Origin of the sequence: Simplicispira lacusdiani, assembly GCF_003604195.1 — a bacterium.
GTDB classification, from domain to species: domain Bacteria; phylum Pseudomonadota; class Gammaproteobacteria; order Burkholderiales; family Burkholderiaceae_C; genus Simplicispira; species Simplicispira lacusdiani.
Genome location: NZ_QXGR01000005.1, coordinates 51318 through 69032, shown reverse-complemented (window position 1 = coordinate 69032; position 17715 = coordinate 51318). Strand labels below are relative to the sequence as shown.

General features: G+C 69.6%; 17 protein-coding genes. 15 read left to right on the top strand and 2 right to left on the bottom strand.

The features are described from left to right. The first annotated feature begins 45 nt into the window (after positions 1-45). The gene (locus D8S75_RS08170; protein WP_232828979.1) at positions 46-2190 is read left to right on the top strand and encodes a putative bifunctional diguanylate cyclase/phosphodiesterase; all 2145 of its coding nucleotides are present in this window, start codon (positions 46-48) and stop codon (positions 2188-2190) included. Positions 2191-2296: 106 nt separating this feature from the next. Continuing rightward, positions 2297-3463 carry a DUF4382 domain-containing protein gene (locus D8S75_RS08165; RefSeq protein WP_370807488.1) on the top strand — a complete coding sequence of 389 codons (1167 nt, stop codon included), beginning with the start codon at positions 2297-2299 and terminating at the stop codon, positions 3461-3463. A gap of 123 nt (positions 3464-3586) precedes the next feature. Here D8S75_RS08165 and D8S75_RS08160 read toward each other — a convergent pair whose 3' ends face one another. Next, positions 3587-6175, bottom strand: a complete 2589-nt coding sequence (locus D8S75_RS08160; RefSeq protein ID WP_119965743.1) for a cation-translocating P-type ATPase — start codon at positions 6173-6175, stop codon at positions 3587-3589. Between the two features lie 325 nt (positions 6176-6500). Here D8S75_RS08160 and D8S75_RS08155 point away from each other — a divergent pair, with 325 nt between their 5' ends. The 9 genes from D8S75_RS08155 to D8S75_RS08115 all read left to right on the top strand — a co-directional run bounded on the left by D8S75_RS08155 (position 6501) and on the right by D8S75_RS08115 (position 13262). Then, positions 6501-7640: a hypothetical protein gene (locus D8S75_RS08155; RefSeq protein WP_157982617.1), complete on the top strand. Its 1140-nt coding sequence runs from the start codon at positions 6501-6503 to the stop codon at positions 7638-7640. A gap of 263 nt (positions 7641-7903) precedes the next feature. After that, positions 7904-8242 carry an ArsR/SmtB family transcription factor gene (locus D8S75_RS08150; RefSeq protein WP_119965740.1) on the top strand — a complete coding sequence of 113 codons (339 nt, stop codon included), beginning with the start codon at positions 7904-7906 and terminating at the stop codon, positions 8240-8242. Then, positions 8239-8412 (top strand): DUF2703 domain-containing protein, encoded by a 174-nt coding sequence (locus D8S75_RS08145; RefSeq protein ID WP_232828978.1) that lies wholly within the window; start codon positions 8239-8241, stop codon positions 8410-8412. The genes D8S75_RS08150 and D8S75_RS08145 overlap by 4 nt, the downstream gene beginning before the upstream one ends. Positions 8413-8416: 4 nt before the next feature. Continuing rightward, complete coding sequence (locus D8S75_RS08140) at positions 8417-8923, top strand: arsenate reductase ArsC (protein ID WP_119965738.1); 507 nt, start codon at positions 8417-8419, stop codon at positions 8921-8923. 17 nt (positions 8924-8940) lie between these two features. Beyond that, a complete protein-coding gene (gene arsD, locus D8S75_RS08135) occupies positions 8941-9306 on the top strand; it encodes an arsenite efflux transporter metallochaperone ArsD (protein ID WP_119965737.1) in 366 nt (121 codons plus the stop codon). Positions 9307-9352: 46 nt separating this feature from the next. Beyond that, positions 9353-11134: an arsenical pump-driving ATPase gene (gene arsA, locus D8S75_RS08130; protein ID WP_119965735.1), complete on the top strand. Its 1782-nt coding sequence runs from the start codon at positions 9353-9355 to the stop codon at positions 11132-11134. Between the two features lies 1 nt (position 11135). Then, on the top strand, positions 11136-12170 hold the full coding sequence (gene arsB, locus D8S75_RS08125; protein ID WP_119965734.1) for an ACR3 family arsenite efflux transporter: 1035 nt from the start codon (positions 11136-11138) through the stop codon (positions 12168-12170). A gap of 210 nt (positions 12171-12380) precedes the next feature. After that, positions 12381-12701, top strand: coding sequence for a hypothetical protein (locus tag D8S75_RS08120; protein ID WP_119965732.1), 321 nt, complete (start codon positions 12381-12383; stop codon positions 12699-12701). A gap of 18 nt (positions 12702-12719) precedes the next feature. Further along, positions 12720-13262, top strand: a complete 543-nt coding sequence (locus D8S75_RS08115) for a DUF2059 domain-containing protein (RefSeq protein WP_119965731.1) — start codon at positions 12720-12722, stop codon at positions 13260-13262. Positions 13263-13380: 118 nt separating this feature from the next. Here the strand turns inward: D8S75_RS08115 and D8S75_RS08110 are convergent, their stop codons facing one another. Beyond that, positions 13381-14238 carry a universal stress protein gene (locus D8S75_RS08110; RefSeq protein WP_119965729.1) on the bottom strand — a complete coding sequence of 286 codons (858 nt, stop codon included), beginning with the start codon at positions 14236-14238 and terminating at the stop codon, positions 13381-13383. Positions 14239-14433: 195 nt separating this feature from the next. Here D8S75_RS08110 and D8S75_RS08105 point away from each other — a divergent pair, with 195 nt between their 5' ends. The 4 genes from D8S75_RS08105 (at position 14434) to rimP (ending at position 17711) form a co-directional block, all read left to right on the top strand. After that, positions 14434-15171 (top strand): c-type cytochrome, encoded by a 738-nt coding sequence (locus D8S75_RS08105; protein WP_370807484.1) that lies wholly within the window; start codon positions 14434-14436, stop codon positions 15169-15171. A gap of 42 nt (positions 15172-15213) precedes the next feature. Beyond that, complete coding sequence (locus D8S75_RS08100) at positions 15214-16440, top strand: c-type cytochrome (protein ID WP_232828977.1); 1227 nt, start codon at positions 15214-15216, stop codon at positions 16438-16440. Between the two features lie 14 nt (positions 16441-16454). Further along, a complete protein-coding gene (locus D8S75_RS08095; protein WP_119965725.1) occupies positions 16455-16844 on the top strand; it encodes a thioredoxin family protein in 390 nt (129 codons plus the stop codon). 276 nt (positions 16845-17120) lie between these two features. Beyond that, positions 17121-17711: a ribosome maturation factor RimP gene (rimP, locus tag D8S75_RS08090; RefSeq protein ID WP_119965723.1), complete on the top strand. Its 591-nt coding sequence runs from the start codon at positions 17121-17123 to the stop codon at positions 17709-17711. Positions 17712-17715: the final 4 nt, after the last annotated feature.

Sequence of the window (17715 nt, the reverse complement as noted above, 5' to 3'; positions counted from 1 at the left end):
CATGGACATTGCAACGAGGGGGCATTCCGACACTTCCTCCCGCCCGTGCCGTACTCCACCCTGCGCCAGCGCCATGGCAGCCTTTCCTCCCCCCGGGCCGTGGACCGCGCGCGCGTGCTCGACACGCTGGTGAACAACCTGGAGGGCATGGCCTACCGCTGCCGCCACGATTGCCACTGGACCATGGTGTTCGTTAGCCAGGGCTGCCTGGCCCTGACCGGCTACGCCCCTGACGAGCTGCGCGGCAACGCGGTCATCTCGTGGGAGGAAGTCACCCATCCCGACGACCGCGCCCGCGTGCGCGCGGCGGTGCAGGAGGCCGTGGATGCCGGACAGCGCTTCGCGGTGCAGTACCGCATCACCGCGCGCGGCGGCCAGACGCGGCGCGTGGTCGAGCGCGGCGTGGCCGTGCGCGACGAGCGCGGCGAGCGGGTGATCGAGGGCTTCATCGAGGATGTCACGCAGCGCCAGGCGACGCTGGAGGCGCTGGAACACGCCGAACTGCGCTACCGCCACATCTTCGAGCACGCCAGCGAGGGCATTTTCCAGACCACGCGCGAAGGCCAGTACCTGGCCGCCAACCCGGCGCTGGCGCGCATCTACGGCTATGCCACGCCGCAGGAGCTGATGGCCGATCTGTCCGACATCGAGCACCGGCTGTATGTCCAGGCCGGGCGCCGCGAGGTCTTCCACCGCCTCATGAAGGCGCAGGGCCAGGTGCTCAACTTCGAGTCGGAGGTCTTCCGGCGCGACGGCACGCGCATCTGGATCTCGGAGAACGCCCACATCGTGCGCGGCTCCCAGGGCGAATTCCTGTGCTACGAGGGCACGGTGCAGGACATCACCGAGCGGCGCCGCTACCAGGCCCAGCTCGAACGCCAGGCCAACCACGACCTGCTCACCGGCCTGCCCAACCGCGTGCTGCTGGGCGACCGCATCGCCCAGGGCATCGCGCGGGCGCAGCGCCTGGGCTACTTCCTGGCGCTGGTGTTCATCGACCTGGACAACTTCAAGTACATCAACGACAGCCTGGGCCACGCGGCCGGCGATGAGCTGCTCAAGGTCATCGCCACGCGCCTCACCGGCTGCCTGCGCAGCTCCGACACCGTGGCCCGCCTGGGCGGCGACGAGTTCGTCTTGCTGGTCAACGACCACTACCGGATGGGCAGCGTGATCTCCTTGTTGGAGCGCGTGCTGCAGGACATCGGCCGGCCCATCGTGCTTGGCGGGCGCGAGTTCCATGTGGGCGCCAGCCTGGGCGTGGCCATGTACCCGGGCGACGGCGACGACGCGCAGCAGCTGCTCAAGCACGCCGACGTGGCCATGTACGCCGCCAAGGACCGGGGGCGCAACAACTTCCAGTTCTTCACGCGCGAGCTCAACCGCCAGGCCGACGAGCGCCTGAGCCTGGAGGCCGCCCTGCGCGACGCGCTGGAGCAGGGCGGGCTGGAGGTGCATTACCAGCCCAAGGTGGACCACCGCCGCCGCATCGTGGGCGTGGAGGCGCTGGCGCGCTGGACCCACCCCGAACTCGGCCCCGTGGCGCCCGACCGCTTCATCGCGATCGCCGAGGAAACCGGGCTCATCCTGCCGCTCACCACCACCGTCCTGCGCAATGCCTTCGCGGCGGCGCGGCGGTGGAACCAGGGGCGCGAGGTGCCGCTGCGTATGGCCGTGAACCTGTCAGCGCAGCTGTTCCTCAATGACGGCATCGTGGCCCATGTGGCGGGCCTGCTGCGCGAGGCCGAACTGCCGCCCGCGCAGGTGGAGCTGGAGATCACCGAGTCGGTGTTCCTGGGCGACAGCGAGCGCACCGTGGCGCTGCTGAGCGACTTCAAGGCCCTGGGGGTGACCCTGGCCATGGACGACTTCGGCACGGGCTATTCGTCGCTGAGCTACCTGCGCCGTTTCCCGCTAGACACCATCAAGCTCGACCGCATGCTGGTCACCGGCATCGAGTGCGAGGAAGACGTGGCCATGATCGCGCGCGCCGCCGTGTCGCTGGGCAAGAGCCTGCGCAAGACGGTGGTGGCCGAGGGCGTGGAGAACCAGGCGCAGTTCGACTTCCTGCGCTTCCAGGGCTGCGACGAGTTCCAGGGCTATCTGCTGTCGCGCCCCGTGCCCGATGCGCAGCTCACGCGCCTGCTGCAGGAGTCCGGCGGGGTGGTGGCCGCTGCCGCCATGGCCTGAAGACACGCATTGCGTTACAACTGCCGCGCTGCCAAAGGCTTTGTCCTACAGCGGCGCCGGGCGATGCTTTTTAAGCTCGCATGTGAAAAATTCACATTTCAAGGGGATGCAAATGACATTCTTGCGCAACGCGAAATTTGCCCTGGGCGCGGTCCTGCTGGCCGGGTTGGCGGCCTGCGGCGGCGGAGGCGATGGTACCGCCAGCGGTAGTGGCACCCTGCGCCTGGCGCTGACCGATGCTCCGAGCTGTGGCTACGACGCAGTCTACGTGACCATCGAGAAGGTGCGTGTGCACCAGAGCGGCAGCGCTGGCGACAACGACGGCGGCTGGTCGGAAATCGTGCTGAACCCGGCCCGCCGCGTGGACCTGCTGGGCCTGACCAACGGCGTGCTCATGGAGCTGGGCCAGACGCCCCTGCCCACGGGCAAATACACCCAGATGCGCCTGGTCCTGGCCGACAACAGCAATAGCCAGCCGACGGCCAATGCCGTGGTGCCCACGGGCGGTGCCGAGGTGGCGCTCAAGACGCCCAGCGGCCAGCAGTCGGGTGTCAAGACCAACATCAACATCGACATCGCCGAGAACAAGATGGCCGACTTCGTGCTGGACTTCGACGCCTGCAAGTCGGTGGTGCGGGCGGGCAATTCCGGGCAGTACCTGCTCAAGCCGGTGGTGACGGTCATTCCGCGCTTCATCTCGGGCGTGCAGGGCCAGATGGATGCGGCCCTGGTGGGCGCGCAGGTGTCGCTGCAGTTCAACGGCACGGTCGTCAAGGCCACGGTGCCCGACGCGGCGGGCCGCTTCCTGCTGCAGCCGGTGGAGCCCGGCAACTACACGCTGGTGATGACGGCCCCGGGCCGCACCACGGCCGTGGTCACGGGCGTGCCAGTCGCGGCCGAGACGGTGACGCCCATTGGCGCGGCCGCCTCGCCGATCACCTTGCCGGCATCGGCCACGGCGACCGTGTCGGGCACGGCACCGGTTGACACCCTGGTGCGTGCCCTGCAGCCGCTGACGGCCGGCGTGTCGGTGGAGGTGGGCGGCCAGTTCGTGGATGCCACCACCGGTGCCTATGCCTTCACGCTGCCCGTGGCCGCTCCGCTCGTGGCGGCCTATGTGCCGGCGCCCGCGCCCCTGGTGTTCACGGCCGATGCCGCGTCGGCGGGCAAGTACCTGCTGCGCGCCAGCCTGACGGGCTTCGCCGAGAAGCAGGCCGTGCTGCCCACGCTGGCGGCTGGTGCCAGTGCGAGCCAGAACTTCACCTTCCCTTGAACGGCCACCGTGATTCGATAGGAAATTGGCACGCAGCGCTTTCTGGATAAGCGCTGCGTGCTAGCCAATTAATAGCAATGCAGGCCCGGTATTGGGGGAGCTGCAATGCGAACGACGGCAGTATTACAGGCGCTGGCCCACCCGCCGTACCAGCTCTAGCCATGCCAGGCACAGCACCACCAGGCCGACGCCTGCCGCCAGCCCTTGCGTGCCTGGCAAAGCCAGGCCCATCAGTTCACGCAGCGAGGGGATGCCCAGGACGGCGGCCAATAGCAGCGCCATGGCGGCGCTGATGCGTGCCAGCCAGGGGGTCGGAGCGGCCGCACCCCGCAGCGCCGGGCGGGATGGATCGCGGTTGGCCAGAATCAGCAGCATCACCCCGAGCACCAGTGAGCAGAAGACAACGGCGCGGGCCTGGGCATCGCTTGCGCCTCCGGCCATGAGCCAGGCCTGTCCCGCCAGCAGGAGGCCGGCCATGCCCAGGCCCTGCAGCACCGGTGGCAGCAGGGCCCGGGCGGTGAAGGGCGAGTCCGAGACCGGGCGGGGCGGGCGTTCCATGGCGTCGGCGGGCTCGGGCTCGGACTCCAGCACGATGGCGCAGGTGGGATCGATCAGCAACTGCAGCAGCACGATGTGCACCGGCATCAGCAGGGCGGGCCATTTCAGCAGCGTGGGCCCGAGCACCAGCGCGATGATCGGGATGTGAACCGCAAAGGTGAACCGTATGGCCTTGCGGAGATTGCTGTCGATGCGCCGGCCCTGGCGGATCGCTGACACAATGCGCGCGAAACTGTCGTCCAGCAGCACCAGCGCGGCCGCCTCGCGCGCCACGTCGGTGCCGCGCTCACCCATGGCGATGCCCACATCGGCGGCCTTGAGTGCCGGGGCGTCGTTCACGCCGTCGCCTGTCATGGCCACCACCTCGCCGCTGGCGCGCAGTGCCTGCACCAGGCGCAGCTTGTGCTCGGGTTTGAGGCGTGCGCACAGATCCACGTCGCGCAGGCGCGCGGTCAAGGAGGCATCGTCCAGTGCCTCCAGTTCCGGGCCGGTGAGCACCTCGGGGCGACCGGACAGGCCCACCTGCCCGGCGATGGCGCGGGCTGTGGCCGGGTGGTCGCCGGTCATCATGATCACGCGCACGCCGGCGCGCCGGCACTCGGCCAGGGCGGCCGGCACTTCGGGGCGCGGCGGATCGGCCAGCGCCACCAGGCCCAGGAATTCGAAATCAAAGTCGTGCTGGCTTTGCGGCCAGGGCGGGGGCTGTGCGGGCGCCGAGGGCTCGCCCCGCCAGCGCCCCCTGGCCACGCCCAGGACCCGCAGGCCTCGCTCGGCCATGGCATCGACCTGGCGGCGGATGGCGTCCAGTCGCAGGGCATCGAGGTGGCACAGATCGGCCACCGCCTCGGGGGCGCCCTTGGCGGCGAGCAGGTGCACGCTGGGGTCGTCGCTGGCGAACACACGCGTCATGGCCAGGATCTGGCCTGACAGCGCGTATTCGAACTCCGGCTCGCGGCCGTCATGCACATGTTCGGTGCCTTGCAGCCACTGGTGACCAAAATGCTGAATGGCCTTTTCCATCGGATCGAATGGATCGCCCGGCGTCGCCAGCATGGCGAATTCGGTCAGCAGGTGAAAGTCCTCCGGCAAATGGTGGGCGCCTTCGGGGCAGAAGCGCTGCCCGGGCGTGGCCAGCTCGGCCACGGCCATCCGGTTGACCGTGAGCGTTCCCGTCTTGTCCACCGCGAGCACGGTGATGGCGCCCAGCGCCTCCACGGCCGACACGCGCCGTGCCAGCACCTTCTGATGGGCGATGCGCCAGGCTCCCAGCGCCAGGAACACCGTGAGGATGACCGGGATTTCCTCGGGCAGGATGGCCATGGCCAGGGCGATACCGGCGAGAAGGCTCTCCAGGAGGGGCTTGCCGTTCCACCACCAGCCCAGCAGCACCTGGGCCAGCGCCAGCAGGAGCGCGCCGATGCCGAGGGCTCGCACTAGGCGGCGCGAGCCCTGCTGCAGTGCCGAAGGCGGTTCGACGGTGGCTGCCAGGTCGGCGCCAATGCGCCCCGTGGCCGTCTGGGCGCCAGTGGCGCACACGCGTGCCACCCCCACACCCCGCGTGACCACCGTGCTGGCGAACAAACCCGAGGTCCCGTCGCCGCCTGGTGCCGGAAGAGGGTCTGTCGCGGCATGGGTTGCTGCGGCCAGCTTGGCCACCGGCACGGCCTCGCCCGTGAGCAGGGATTCATCCACTTCGAGCTGGCCGTCGATCAGCACGGCATCCGCGGCGATACGGTCGCCCTCGTGCAGCACCAGCAGGTCGCCACACACCACGTCGCGCCCGGCGATGCGTTGTTCCTGGCCGTCGCGGATGACGAGCGCACGCGGCGCCGAAAGATCGCGCAGGGACTCGAGCGCGCGCTGTGTCTTGCGCTCCTGCGCCAGCGTGATGCCTATCACCACGAAGACGAAGCCCAGCAGGAACAGGGCTTCGCCCCGGTCGCCCAGGGCCAGGTAAATGCCGCCTGCGGCCAGCAGCATCAGGAACATCGGCTCGGTGACGACGTCCCGCACGATGGCCACCGTGGACTTGGGTGTATTCCCGGGCAGCAGGTTGGGGCCGTCGGAGGCCAGGCGCCGCTGGGCATCGGCAGCGCTGAGGCCCTGCAATGGTTGGAGGTCCGGGGAACGGGTTTCGGAGCGGTCGACGGGCATGAAGTGGCAGGGACGACGGTGCGCCCGGCGGCTTCTGACGGTCGATGCCGCATCCCTGGGGCGCGCTTGGCAGGTCGGAGCGGGGCAGCAGGCGGCACAGTCCAGCGATCGTCCGGACTCCGAAGAGCTTACGACATTCAGCGATGTGGCGGGCGATCGACATGGGGGATTCCTACGATAGCCATCGGCTGTCGAGAAACTCTTTCGCTTGGTCACCCTTTGGTGCCAGAATGAACTGAAACCACGGGAAAAAATCGTGAATCCTCGTAACGCATGGTTGGTCCTGGTTTGGGGTTTGGCCGCTGGCGATGCGGCCGCGCTTTCCTTGGGAAGCGCGCATGGGCGTGTGCTGCTGGGCCGCCCGGTGGACCTGGTTTTCGACGTCCAGCTGGACCCGGGCATGGACCTGGAGTCCTCCTGCCTGGCCGCCGACCTGGTGTCTGGCGAAAACCCGGTGGGCCGAGGCCAGGTGCGCGTCGTCCCACTGCCGCAGGCGCCGGGCCAGGTGCCGGCCGTGCGTGTGCAGACCTCGATGCTGGCCGACGAGCCCGTGCTGACCGTGGCCCTGTCGGTCGGTTGCGCGGGCAAGATCACCCGCACCTACACGTTCCTGGCCGATCTGCCCGACACCGTGCTGCCCTCGACGGCGCCTGTGGCCATTCCCTGGGAGCCGCAGCCCGCGCCGCCCGCCATGCCCGAACGCGTGGCCGCGCCAGGAGCGGGCGGAGGTGAGCCGGCCGTGGCGCGGGTGGCCGCCGCCGCGGCCCGTCCATCCGTGACGGTGGCTGCCGAGCCGGCGCAGCCGGCCAGCGCCGCCGCGCCGCGCCGGCCGGTGGTGGCGCCTGCCGAGCCGCGCGCGCGCCCAGCATCCGCGCCGCAACCCGTGGCGGTCGCATCGGCCGCCTCGGCCGCGATGGAGACGGCATCCCGTCCCGTGGCCCCGCCGCCCCGGCCCCGGCCCGCGCCCCGGCCCCGCCTGGTGATGGAGCCGTTGGCGGTGGTGATGTCGCAGGCGCCACGTCCGGGCACGGCCGCCGCGCAGCCGGCCCCTCTGGCGCCATCGTCCATGCCCGCGAGCGCGGCCTCGGCGCCCGAGGCGCCAGCCTCGGCCGCATCGGGAGCCGAGGCCGCCGCCAGCATGGCTGCCGACGCCGCCAGTGCCCCACCGGCCTCGCAGCCCGAGACCCTGCGCATCCTCAAACTGCAAGAGGAGCTGGCCCGGGTGCGCATGCAGGCCGCCAGCGACCATGCCGCCGCCCTCGCGCTGCAGCAGCGCGTGGACCTCATCGAATCCGAGCGCTTCCATCCGGGGGTTGTCTATGGCCTGCTGGCCTTCGTCGGCTTGCTGCTGGCCTGGATGGCATGGCAGGTGCTGCGTTTCCGCACGGCCTTCGAGCAGTCCACGCGGGCCTGGAGTGAATCCGTGGCCCAGTACGAAAGCAAGAAAGCCGGCGAGGGGGAATGAATCCGCGCGCTGCGCGGGCACGTTCCCCCCATGGGGTTTGTTCGCGCCAGCGCGTTCCCTTGCAAGAACAAGAGTAAAAACACGCTTCTAGCCCGCCAATAAAGCGCTGGCAGCTATTGATTAGATAGCAAATAAAGCAGGTATCCGTATCGCGCCCAACCGCCATGGCGTGGTGGCTGGCTCCGTGCCCGGTTGGTCGAATCGCGAAGGGGCAGGTGCCATTCAATATTGCAATTATTCAACGATTATTGAATAATTAAAGCATGGAGAAAGATACCGCCATCGCCGTCTTCGAATCGCTGGCCTCCAGCGTGCGTCTGGATGTGTTCCGTCTGCTGGTCAGGCATGCGCCCCTGGGGTTGGTGGCCGGCGAGATCGCGGCGGCGCTCGGTCTGCCCGCGACCAATCTCTCCTTCCACCTCAAGGCGCTCACGCAGTCCGGCCTGCTTTCGGTCACGCAGGAGGGGCGCTTCCAGCGCTACCGCGCCAACATGGCGCTGATGGGCGACCTGGTGGCCTACCTCACCGCCGAATGCTGCGCGGGCCACCCGGAGGCCTGCCTGGGCCTGCCTGCGGCCGCCGCCTGTACGGATTGCCCATGAAAAGCTCGCCATCATTGGGCGGCGGCGCTGGCGGCGATGCGCAGTGCCGCACGCTGGAAGTCGATGGCGCACGCCATGAAACCATTCCAGAAGCGCTGCGGGTGCGCGCGGGCCTGATCGCCGCCAACCGCTTGCCGGTCCCCCATTTCTCCGTCCACCTCACCTGTTGAAGCCATGCTGAACGTCTTGTTCCTCTGCACCCACAACTCCGCCCGCAGCATCCTGTCCGAGGCATTGCTCAACCACCTGGACCGCCAGGCCCCCGTGCGGCGTTTCCAGGCGTGGTCTACTGGGAGCAGCCCCCGGCCCGGGCAGCAGCCGCACCCGCTGGCGCTGGAAGTCCTGCAAGCTGCAGGCATTTCCACCGAGGGCCTGCGCAGCAAGGGCTGGGACGAATTCGCCGCGCCCGGCGCGCCAAGCATGGACCTGATCATCACCGTGTGCGACAGCGCGGCGGGCGAGGCGTGCCCCATTTGGCCGGGACACCCCGCCACGGCGCACTGGGGCTATGCCGATCCCTCGGCGGGCGATGCGCCCGAGGCCGCCAAGCGCGAGGCCTTTCGCCGCACGCTGCACGAAATCGGCCGCCGCCTCGAATTGCTGATGAGCCTGCCGCCCGAAAAGCTGCAAAAGAGCCAATTGCAGGACGCCGCGCGCGGCCTGTCTTCGTCTTCCCACTGAAAACCAGGAGTTTCCCCATGGCCACCATCCAGATCTTCGACCCGGCCCTGTGCTGCAGCAGCGGTGTGTGCGGCACCGATGTCGATCAGAACCTCGTCACCTTCTCGGCCGATGCCGACTGGGCGCGCCAGAACGGCGCCGCGCTGGAGCGCTTCAACCTCGCGCAGCAGCCCATGGCCTTCGCGGAGAGCGCGCCGGTCAAGGCTTTTCTGGAGCGCGCAGGGCAGGAGGCGCTGCCCCTGACCCTGGTGGACGGCCAGATCGTGCTGGCGGGCCGCTACCCCTCGCGCGCCGACCTGGCGCGCTGGGCTGGCCTGGCCGTGCCCGCCACCGCCAAGGCCGAGAGCGCCGGCAGCTGCTGTTCGGGCGGTTGCTGCGGCTGACCGCCGCGTGCTTGTCTCCGCTGTCGCCACTTCACCCCACGCTGCCATGCACTTTCTCGACCAAGCTCCGCGCTTCCTTTTCTTCACCGGCAAGGGGGGCGTGGGCAAGACCTCGCTTGCCTGCGCCACCGCGCTGCAGCTGGCGGCGCAAGGGCGGCGCGTGCTGCTGGTGAGCACCGATCCGGCCTCCAACGTGGGCCAGGTGTTCGGCATCGCCATCGGCAACCACATCACGCCCGTGCCGGAAGTGTCGGGCCTGGCCGCGCTGGAGATCGACCCGCAGGCCGCCGCCCAGGGCTACCGCGACCGCATCGTCGGCCCGGTGCGCGGCGTGCTGCCGGATGCGGTGGTCCAGGGCATCGAGGAGCAGCTCTCGGGCGCCTGCACCACCGAGATCGCCGCGTTCGACGAATTCACCGCGCTGCTGACCGACACGGCCCTGCACGCGCAGTACGAGCACATCCTGTTCGACACCGCGCCCACCGGCCATACCATCCGGCTGCTGCAGTTGCCCGGTGCCTGGAGCGGCTTCCTGGAAGCGGGCAAGGGCGATGCCTCGTGCCTGGGGCCGCTGGCCGGACTGGAAAAACAGCGCGAGCGCTACAAGGCTGCCGTGGACGCGTTGGCCGACCCGGCCCATACCCGGCTGGTGCTGGTGGCGCGCGCCCAGCCCGCCACGCTGCGCGAGGCCGCGCGCACCCATGCCGAGCTTGCCGCCATCGGTCTGCGCCAGCAGTGCCTGGTCATCAACGGCGTGCTGCCTTTGGCCGAGGCTGAGCAGGATCCGCTGGCCGCCGCCGTGTGCCGGCGCGAGCAGGCGGCGCTGGCCGCGCTGCCCGAGGGCTTGCGCGTGCTGCCACTGGACCAGGTGCCGCTCAAACCCTTCAACCTGGTGGGCATCGCTGCCCTGCGCCAGTTGTTGGATGCGGCCCCGACGGCGCCCGGCGCTGGCGGTGGCAGTGAGGAAGGGCCCGTGCTGCAGGCGCCCAGCCTGTCCCGGCTGGTCGACGAAATCGCCCAGGACGGCCATGGGCTGGTGATGGTCATGGGCAAGGGCGGCGTGGGCAAGACCACGCTGGCTGCCGCGGTGGCCGTGGAGCTGGCGCATCGGGGCCACGAGGTGCATTTGACGACCTCCGATCCGGCGGCGCACCTCCAGGAAACCCTGGCGGGCTCGCTGGAGCATCTGGTCGTGAGCCGCATCGACCCGCACGAAGTCACCGAGCGCTACCGCCAGCAGGTGCTGGCCAGCAAGGGCGCAGGGCTCGACGCGGCGGGCCGCGCGCTGCTCGAAGAAGACCTGCGCTCGCCTTGTACGGAAGAGATCGCGGTGTTCCAGGCCTTTTCGCGCGTGATCCGCGAGGCCGGCCGCAAGTTCGTGGTCATGGACACCGCGCCTACCGGCCACACGCTGCTGCTGCTGGACGCCACCGGCGCCTACCACCGCGACATTGTGCGCCAGATGGGCGACAAGGGCGTGCACTTCACCACACCCATGATGCAGCTGCAAGACCCGAAGCAGACCAAGGTGCTCATCGCCACCCTGGCCGAGACCACGCCGGTGCTGGAGGCGGCCAACCTGCAGGCCGACCTGCGGCGTGCGGGCATCGAGCCCTGGGCCTGGGTGGTGAACAACAGCGTGGCGGCGGCCCGCGCCACATCGCCGCTGCTGCGCCAGCGCGCCCGCAACGAGCTGCGCGAGATCGAGGCCGTGGCCACGCGCCACGCCGCGCGCCATGCCGTGGTGCCGCTGCTCAGCGAAGAACCCGTGGGCGTGCCACGCCTGCTGCAACTGGCGGGCGCTGCGTTGCCGGCCACGGGGGCATGACATGGGGCTGTTCGAACGTTACCTGACCGTGTGGGTGGGCCTGGGCATCCTGGCGGGCGTGGGCCTGGGGCTGCTGGCGCCGGGCGCTTTCCAGGCCATCGCCGGGCTGGAGCTGGCGCATGTCAACCTCGTGGTGGCCGTGTTCATCTGGGTGATGATCTACCCGATGATGATCCAGATCGACTGGAACGCCGTGAAGGGCGTGGGCCAGAAGCCGCGCGGCCTGCTGCTCACGCTGGTGGTCAACTGGCTCATCAAGCCCTTCACCATGGCGGCGCTGGGCGTGCTGTTCTTCCAGTACCTGTTCGCGCCCTGGGTCGATCCGAAGTCGGCCAGCGAATACATCGCCGGCATGATCCTGCTGGGCGTGGCGCCCTGCACGGCCATGGTGTTCGTCTGGAGCCAGCTCGTGAAAGGCGACGCCAACTACACGCTGGTGCAGGTGTCCATCAACGACCTCATCATGGTCGTGGCCTTTGCTCCCATTGCCGCCTTCCTGCTGGGCGTGACCAACGTGACCGTGCCCTGGGAAACGCTGGTGCTCTCCACCGTGCTCTATGTGGTGCTGCCGCTGGCGGCGGGCATGGCCACGCGGCATGCGCTGCAGCGCCGCTCGGACCATGCCGTGGCCGACTTCGTGGCGCGGCTCAAGCCCTGGTCCATCGTCGGGCTCATCGCCACCGTGGTGCTGCTGTTCGGCTTCCAGGCGGGCACCATCGTGGCCCAGCCTGCGGTCATCGCGCTCATCGCCGTGCCGCTGATCGTGCAGAGCTACGGCATCTTCGCGATCAGCCTGGTGGCGGCGCGCTGGCTCAGGCTGCCGCACAACGTGGCCGGGCCGGCCTGCCTGATCGGCACGTCCAACTTTTTCGAGCTGGCCGTGGCGGTGGCGATCTCGCTGTTCGGCCTGAACTCGGGCGCGGCGCTGGCCACTGTGGTGGGCGTGCTGGTGGAGGTGCCGGTGATGCTGTCGCTGGTGGCGCTGGTCAACCGCACGCGGCACTGGTTTCCCGGTGCGGAGCAGGCGCGGCGCTGAGCAAGAGCCCCCCGTGTCGCAGCCCGCATGGGGTTCCTTGAAAGAACTTCGAACCGCCTCCCCGGGCGTCGGGATTTCAGCAGCGCGGCTTTCGATGCGCCTCCTGATGCGGCGCAATATTCGCGCTGCCTGAGCTCCCTACACTGCTTTTCCACGGGCCGTTATGACGTGCCCATGGCCTCAGCAACACACAGGAGTCCGGAAGGCAGAATGGCAGCGGAAGGCGATCAATCGGCGGCGTCCAGCGCCCGCGCCCTGGCGCACTGCCTGGCGCATGCGGCCTGGACGTTCGGGTTTGCCATGGTGGCGCTGTACCTGCTGTCGCATGCCGAGGCGACATCGGACATCAACACCTGGGGCCTGCGCTTTTTGTGGACGTTCGCCGTCGGTCTGGCGGGCTCGCTGGCCATCCAGCTTTCCTGGTGGGGGCGAAAGAGCGTGGCGACGGTTGCGTTCTGGGCCTCCTGGCTGGCAGTCACCACCCTTTGCAGCGTGGTCGGCATACCGCTGGCGATGCGGCTCTTCTATTGACCCTGAACGAAAGAAACCATGTCATTGACCAAGAAGATTCTGGCCGCGGCGCTTGTGGTGGCCTGCGGGATGGCCACGGCCCAGACATCGCAACCGGCGCAGGCCCTGTCGCCCGCTGCCTTGCTGGTTCAAACCATGGGGCTGGCGCCGACCCTGCAGGCCAATCTCCGCAACTTGCTGGCCGACCCGGCCTCCGTTCGGCGTAGCAGCAGCAAGGACATGGCCGCCGTGCAAAAACTGGTCGGTCTGTCCGAATCGGCATTCACTGCCCTGATAGCCCGGGTGATGGAGGCGGGCATGTCGAGCGGCGATCTGGCCTTGCTCGCCGATTTTTACCAGACACCCGTCGGAAAGAAACTCCAGGAGCACTCCCAGCGAGGGTCATCCCTGGCGGAATTGAGCGCCAGCGTGGCCAGCCTGAGCGAAGGCGACCGCCAGGCCCTGGAGCGGTTCACGTCCTCCGGCGCCACCGAGCGAATGGTCCGTTTCCTGGAAGGTGACAAGTTCCTGCCCATCTTGCGGGGCGAACTGGAGGCGTTGCCCGCCAGCGCCCGCCCCTGAGGGCAGGATCGGCTTGGCGGGAGGATTAGATGCTTTTTCTGGCCATGGCCCTTTGCTGGTAAGCGCCAGTAGCTATCAATTTGATAGTTCAATGGCGGCTGCCATGTCAGCGCCAGTATCAGCGCAGGATCAGCACCGGCACTTCACTCAACCGCAGCAGCGTGGTGGTGGTGCTGCCCACGATCAGATGGCGGATGCGTGAATGGCCGTAGGCCCCCATCACCAGCAGGGCGGCGCCCTGCGACTTCAGCAGGGTGGGCAGCACCTGTTCCGGTTCACCGGGCAGCAGCATGGTTTCGGCGGCGAAGCCCGCGCCGTGCAGCAGCAGCCGCGCTTCGTCCAGCGCCTGGCGTGCGGCCGGGGTGTCGTCGCCGGCCATGGCCAGCAGGGCCGGCAGGCCGTGCAGCAAGGGGCTGGTCGCCACCCTCCGCACGGCCTCGCGCGCGGTGGCGCTGCCGTCGTAGGCGATGACGAAGCGCTCGGGTGCCACGAATTTTTCCGCCGTGGCCACCAGCACCGGGCGTTGGACGGTGCGGATCACGCGCTCGACGTGGTGGTCGAGGTGGAGTCTCTGGTGCGAGCTGCCGCGGAAATGCGTTCCGAGAACGAACAAGCGCGCCTCGGGCTCCAGTTCCACCGCCAGGTCTTCCAGTGCGCCATGGCGCAGATGCGTGGCGGTGGGCACCACCCCTGCGGCGCGGGCGCGCTCGCTGGCGCCGCTCAGCATCTGGTGCCCGGCTTCCTGGGCGATTTTTTCGCGCTGCGCGTCCAGGGCGCTCAGCTGTTGCAGCAGCACCTCCTGGGCGCCCAGGCCCAGGGCGCCGCCGTAGTCGCCCACATGCGGCGGCTCGGGCGGGCGTGGCAGGGCGTGCAGCAGTTCGAGCGGCGCGTCCAGCCGCAGGGCGGCCCAGGCGGCCCAGTCGATGGTGGCACCCGTGGCGGCCAGGCCGTCGATGCAGGCGTAGATCTTGTCCATGGCGCGTGTCCTCCGTGCGTGGCCCATGCCGTAATGTCCCAGAAAGGCGCCCGGGCCGCACTCCGGTGCCGGTGGCTTTCTCCAGGGCCTGGCGCGTTTTCCTGCCGACGCGAATCTGGCGAACGCCGTGCGCACCGGGCCCCTGGAGTGCCCGAGCATGGCACATGTGCATCGCGTTCTTGCCACAATGGCCCGATGACCGATCGCCTGCGCCGTCTGCCATGCCGCCTGCGGGCCCTGGGCATGGCTGTCCTGTGCGCGATGGCGCTGGCCGCGCCGCCCGCACGGGCGGATGCCGGCATGGCGCAGCGGGTGCGCGCCTGTACCCTGTGCCATGGTCCCGAGGGCCGGGCCACGCCCGATGGCTACTTTCCGCGCATCGCGGGCAAGCCGGCAGGGTACCTGGCCAACCAATTGCTCAACTTCCGTGAAGGCCGCCGCAGCTATCCGCCCATGGCCCATCTCATCGAGCACCTCACCGAGGAGTATCTGCGCGAGATGGCCGCGCACTTCGCCGCGCTTGATCTGCCGTACCCGCCGCCGCCTGTGTCGCAAGCGCCGCAGGCCGTGCTGGAGCGCGGCCGGGCCCTGGTGCAGCACGGCGACACGGCGCGCGAAATCCCTGCCTGCGTGCAGTGCCATGGCGCGGCACTCACGGGCGTGGCGCCCGCCATCCCCGGCCTGCTGGGGTTGCCGCGCGACTACCTCAACAGCCAGCTCGGCGCCTGGGCGACCGGTCAGCGCCGCGCCCAGGCACCCGACTGCATGGCCGCCATCGCACGCCGCCTCGCGCCGCAGGACGTGGCCGCCGTGTCGGCTTGGCTGGCGGCGCAGCCCGTGCCCGGCCATGGCCATCCTGCGGCACGGCTGCCCGGTGCCATGCCCTTGCGCTGCGGCGGGGTCGAGGGGCTGCCGGTGGCGGCGGGGCGCTGAATGGGCGCGCGGCGCTTCGGGGGGTGGCTGTTTGCCCTGGCCATGGCTGCCGTCCAGGCCGTGGCGGCCGGGGGCGTGCCCGATGCCCAGGGCGATGCGCCGCCGCTCGCCGCGCCCGCCGCGCCGGAGCAGGTGGCACGCGGTGCCTACCTGGCCCGTGTGGGCGGTTGCGCGGGCTGTCACACGGCGCCGGGCGGCGCGGCCTACGCGGGTGGGCGTGGTATCGAAACCCCGTTCGGCACGGTCTACAGCAGCAATCTCACGCCCGACCCGGCCACGGGCCTGGGGCGTTGGTCGGCCGATGATTTCTGGCGCGCGCTGCACCATGGGCGCTCGCGCGATGGCCGGCTGCTGAACCCGGCCTTTCCGTACACCAGCTACACGCGGGTCACGCGCGAGGATGCCGACGCCTTGCACGCCTACCTGCGCAGCCTGCCCGCCGTGGCCCGGCCCCCGGTGCCGCATGCGCTGCGCTTTCCCTTTGGCACCCAGGCGGCCCTGGCGGTTTGGCGCGCGCTGTACTTCCGGCCCGGCCCGCTCGCGGCCGAACCGGCGCGCGGCGCCGAATGGAACCGGGGTGCCTACCTCGTCAACGGCCTGGGGCATTGCGGGGCCTGCCATACGCCGCGAAACGCACTCGGGGCGGAGCGCAAGGGCCAGGCGCTGGCGGGCGGGCGCATGGCCGGCCAGGGCTGGTATGCGCCCGCGCTCGACGATCCGGCCGAGGCTGGCGTGGCACCGTGGCCGCTGGAAGACGCCGTGGCGCTGTTGCGCACCGGCGTGGCGCCCGGGGCCGCCGTGAGCGGCCCCATGGCCGAGGTGGTGTTTCGCGGCACCCAGTATTTGAGCCTGGCCGATGCGCGCGCCATCGCGGCCTATCTGCGCGCGCTGCCGCAGCGCATGTCCACGGCGCCGCCAGCCGGCGGCGTGGCCAGTTCCACGCTGGCGCGCGGCGCGAAGGTCTATGAGCGGCATTGCGCCGCATGCCACGGCGAGCAGGGGCAGGGCGAGCCGGGAGGCTTTCCGCCGCTGGCGGGCAACCGCGCCGTGTTGTTGGCCGATACCACGAACCTGTTGCGCGTGGTCTTGCAGGGCGGCTACTTGCCCGCGACCGCTGGCAACCCACGCCCGCACGGCATGCCTCCCTTCCGGCAGGTGCTGGGCGACGAGGACGTGGCGGCGGTGCTGAGTTTCGTGCGCAATGCCTGGGGCAACCAGGCCCCGGGTGTGGGTACCATCGACGCCTACCGCGCCCGCGAGCGGCGCTGAGAGGAGTGTTGTCGATGGTGCGTCCGGCCGTGTTGCCCGATCCAGCCCCCGCCGCCGCCGAAAGCGGCTGGTGGGCCGTGTGCCTGTGCGCCGAATGGTGCGGCACCTGCCGTGACTACCGCGCGGTCTTCGAGGCCCTGGCGCAGGAGCATGCCGGGGTGCGCTTCGTCTGGGTAGACATCGAGGATGAGTCCGACCTGGCCGGCGACCTGGACGTGGAAACCTTTCCCACGCTGCTGATCGCCGACGGCCGGACCGCGCGTTTCCTGGGGCCCTTGCTGCCGCAGGCCGGCGTGCTGTCGCGTCTGCTGGAGAGCCTGCGGGCGGCGCAGGGCGGCGCCGGCGCGGGGCCGCAGGCCCAGGCCGTGTTCGAGCGCGTGCGCGCGGCCCACGGCGGGGCGTGAGGCGAATACTTCGGTTTTGATAGCTGCGGGCGCTTTCTGGTTGAGCGCTGGAGCCATTTTTCGTGCCAAACCTCACCGGCCGGGGTCGTCTGGCTGGCCGGAATACGTTCGTGGCGATGTGTCGTTGCAAATCAAGGCGTTAGAGGCTACAATGTGGATCTCACGACCAAACGGGCGGGTACCAACCGCCCGTTTTTTTTGGTCGTTTGCTTTTGGAGCTCGAAGCCTCTGGGAGGTTATCGGGTTTTTCGTTTTTCCGGGATTGAACTGAAACACGTGGCACTGCAGCAAATCGTCGAGCAAACCGTGACCGGCCTGGGCTATGACCTGGTCGAGATAGAGCGCTGCCCCGGTGGCCTGCTGCGCATCACCATCGATTTGCCGTGGGAGGCACCCACCGAAGGTGCGCCCGTGCTGCCCGAGCAGTTCATCACCGTGGAAGACTGCGAGAAGGTCACGCGCCAGTTGCAGTTCGCGCTGGAGGTCGACGGGGTGGACTACAAGCGTCTGGAGGTGTCGTCGCCCGGCATCGACCGGCCGTTGCGCCACGAGCAGGATTTCATCCGCTTCGAGGGCTCGGTGATCGATATCGCGCTCAAGGCGCCCATGGGCGCCGCCGCTGCGGGGCAGGTGAGCCCCTTGCGCAAGAAATTCCGTGGCCTGCTCTCGCGGGCCGATTCCGGTGGCTGGCAGATCGTCTGGAGCGATGAGCCGCCGGTCAAGCCGGGCCAGAAGGTGAGCAAGAAGCGCGCACCGGCGCCCGTGCAGGTGCTGGGCTTCACGCTGGACGAGCTGCGTGACGCGCGCCTGGCGCCCATCGTTGATTTCAAGGGGCGGGGAGCGAAGTCCGGGCAGATGCCGGGCTGAGCTG

Bases quoted from the DNA above. Each gene is read 5' to 3' on its own strand.
- D8S75_RS08165 (WP_370807488.1), top strand. From the start codon at position 2,297: ATGCAAATGACATTCTTGCGCAACGCGAAATTTGCCCTGGGCGCGGTC.
- D8S75_RS08105 (WP_370807484.1), top strand. From the start codon at position 14,434: ATGACCGATCGCCTGCGCCGTCTGCCATGCCGCCTGCGGGCCCTGGGC.
- arsD (WP_119965737.1), top strand. From the start codon at position 8,941: ATGGCCACCATCCAGATCTTCGACCCGGCCCTGTGCTGCAGCAGCGGT.
- arsB (WP_119965734.1), top strand. From the start codon at position 11,136: ATGGGGCTGTTCGAACGTTACCTGACCGTGTGGGTGGGCCTGGGCATC.
- D8S75_RS08145 (WP_232828978.1), top strand. From the start codon at position 8,239: ATGAAAAGCTCGCCATCATTGGGCGGCGGCGCTGGCGGCGATGCGCAG.
- D8S75_RS08120 (WP_119965732.1), top strand. From the start codon at position 12,381: ATGGCAGCGGAAGGCGATCAATCGGCGGCGTCCAGCGCCCGCGCCCTG.
- D8S75_RS08100 (WP_232828977.1), top strand. From the start codon at position 15,214: ATGGCTGCCGTCCAGGCCGTGGCGGCCGGGGGCGTGCCCGATGCCCAG.
- D8S75_RS08115 (WP_119965731.1), top strand. From the start codon at position 12,720: ATGTCATTGACCAAGAAGATTCTGGCCGCGGCGCTTGTGGTGGCCTGC.
- D8S75_RS08140 (WP_119965738.1), top strand. From the start codon at position 8,417: ATGCTGAACGTCTTGTTCCTCTGCACCCACAACTCCGCCCGCAGCATC.
- D8S75_RS08160 (WP_119965743.1), bottom strand. From the start codon at position 6,175: ATGCCCGTCGACCGCTCCGAAACCCGTTCCCCGGACCTCCAACCATTG.
- D8S75_RS08150 (WP_119965740.1), top strand. From the start codon at position 7,904: ATGGAGAAAGATACCGCCATCGCCGTCTTCGAATCGCTGGCCTCCAGC.
- arsA (WP_119965735.1), top strand. From the start codon at position 9,353: ATGCACTTTCTCGACCAAGCTCCGCGCTTCCTTTTCTTCACCGGCAAG.
- D8S75_RS08110 (WP_119965729.1), bottom strand. From the start codon at position 14,238: ATGGACAAGATCTACGCCTGCATCGACGGCCTGGCCGCCACGGGTGCC.
- D8S75_RS08095 (WP_119965725.1), top strand. From the start codon at position 16,455: ATGGTGCGTCCGGCCGTGTTGCCCGATCCAGCCCCCGCCGCCGCCGAA.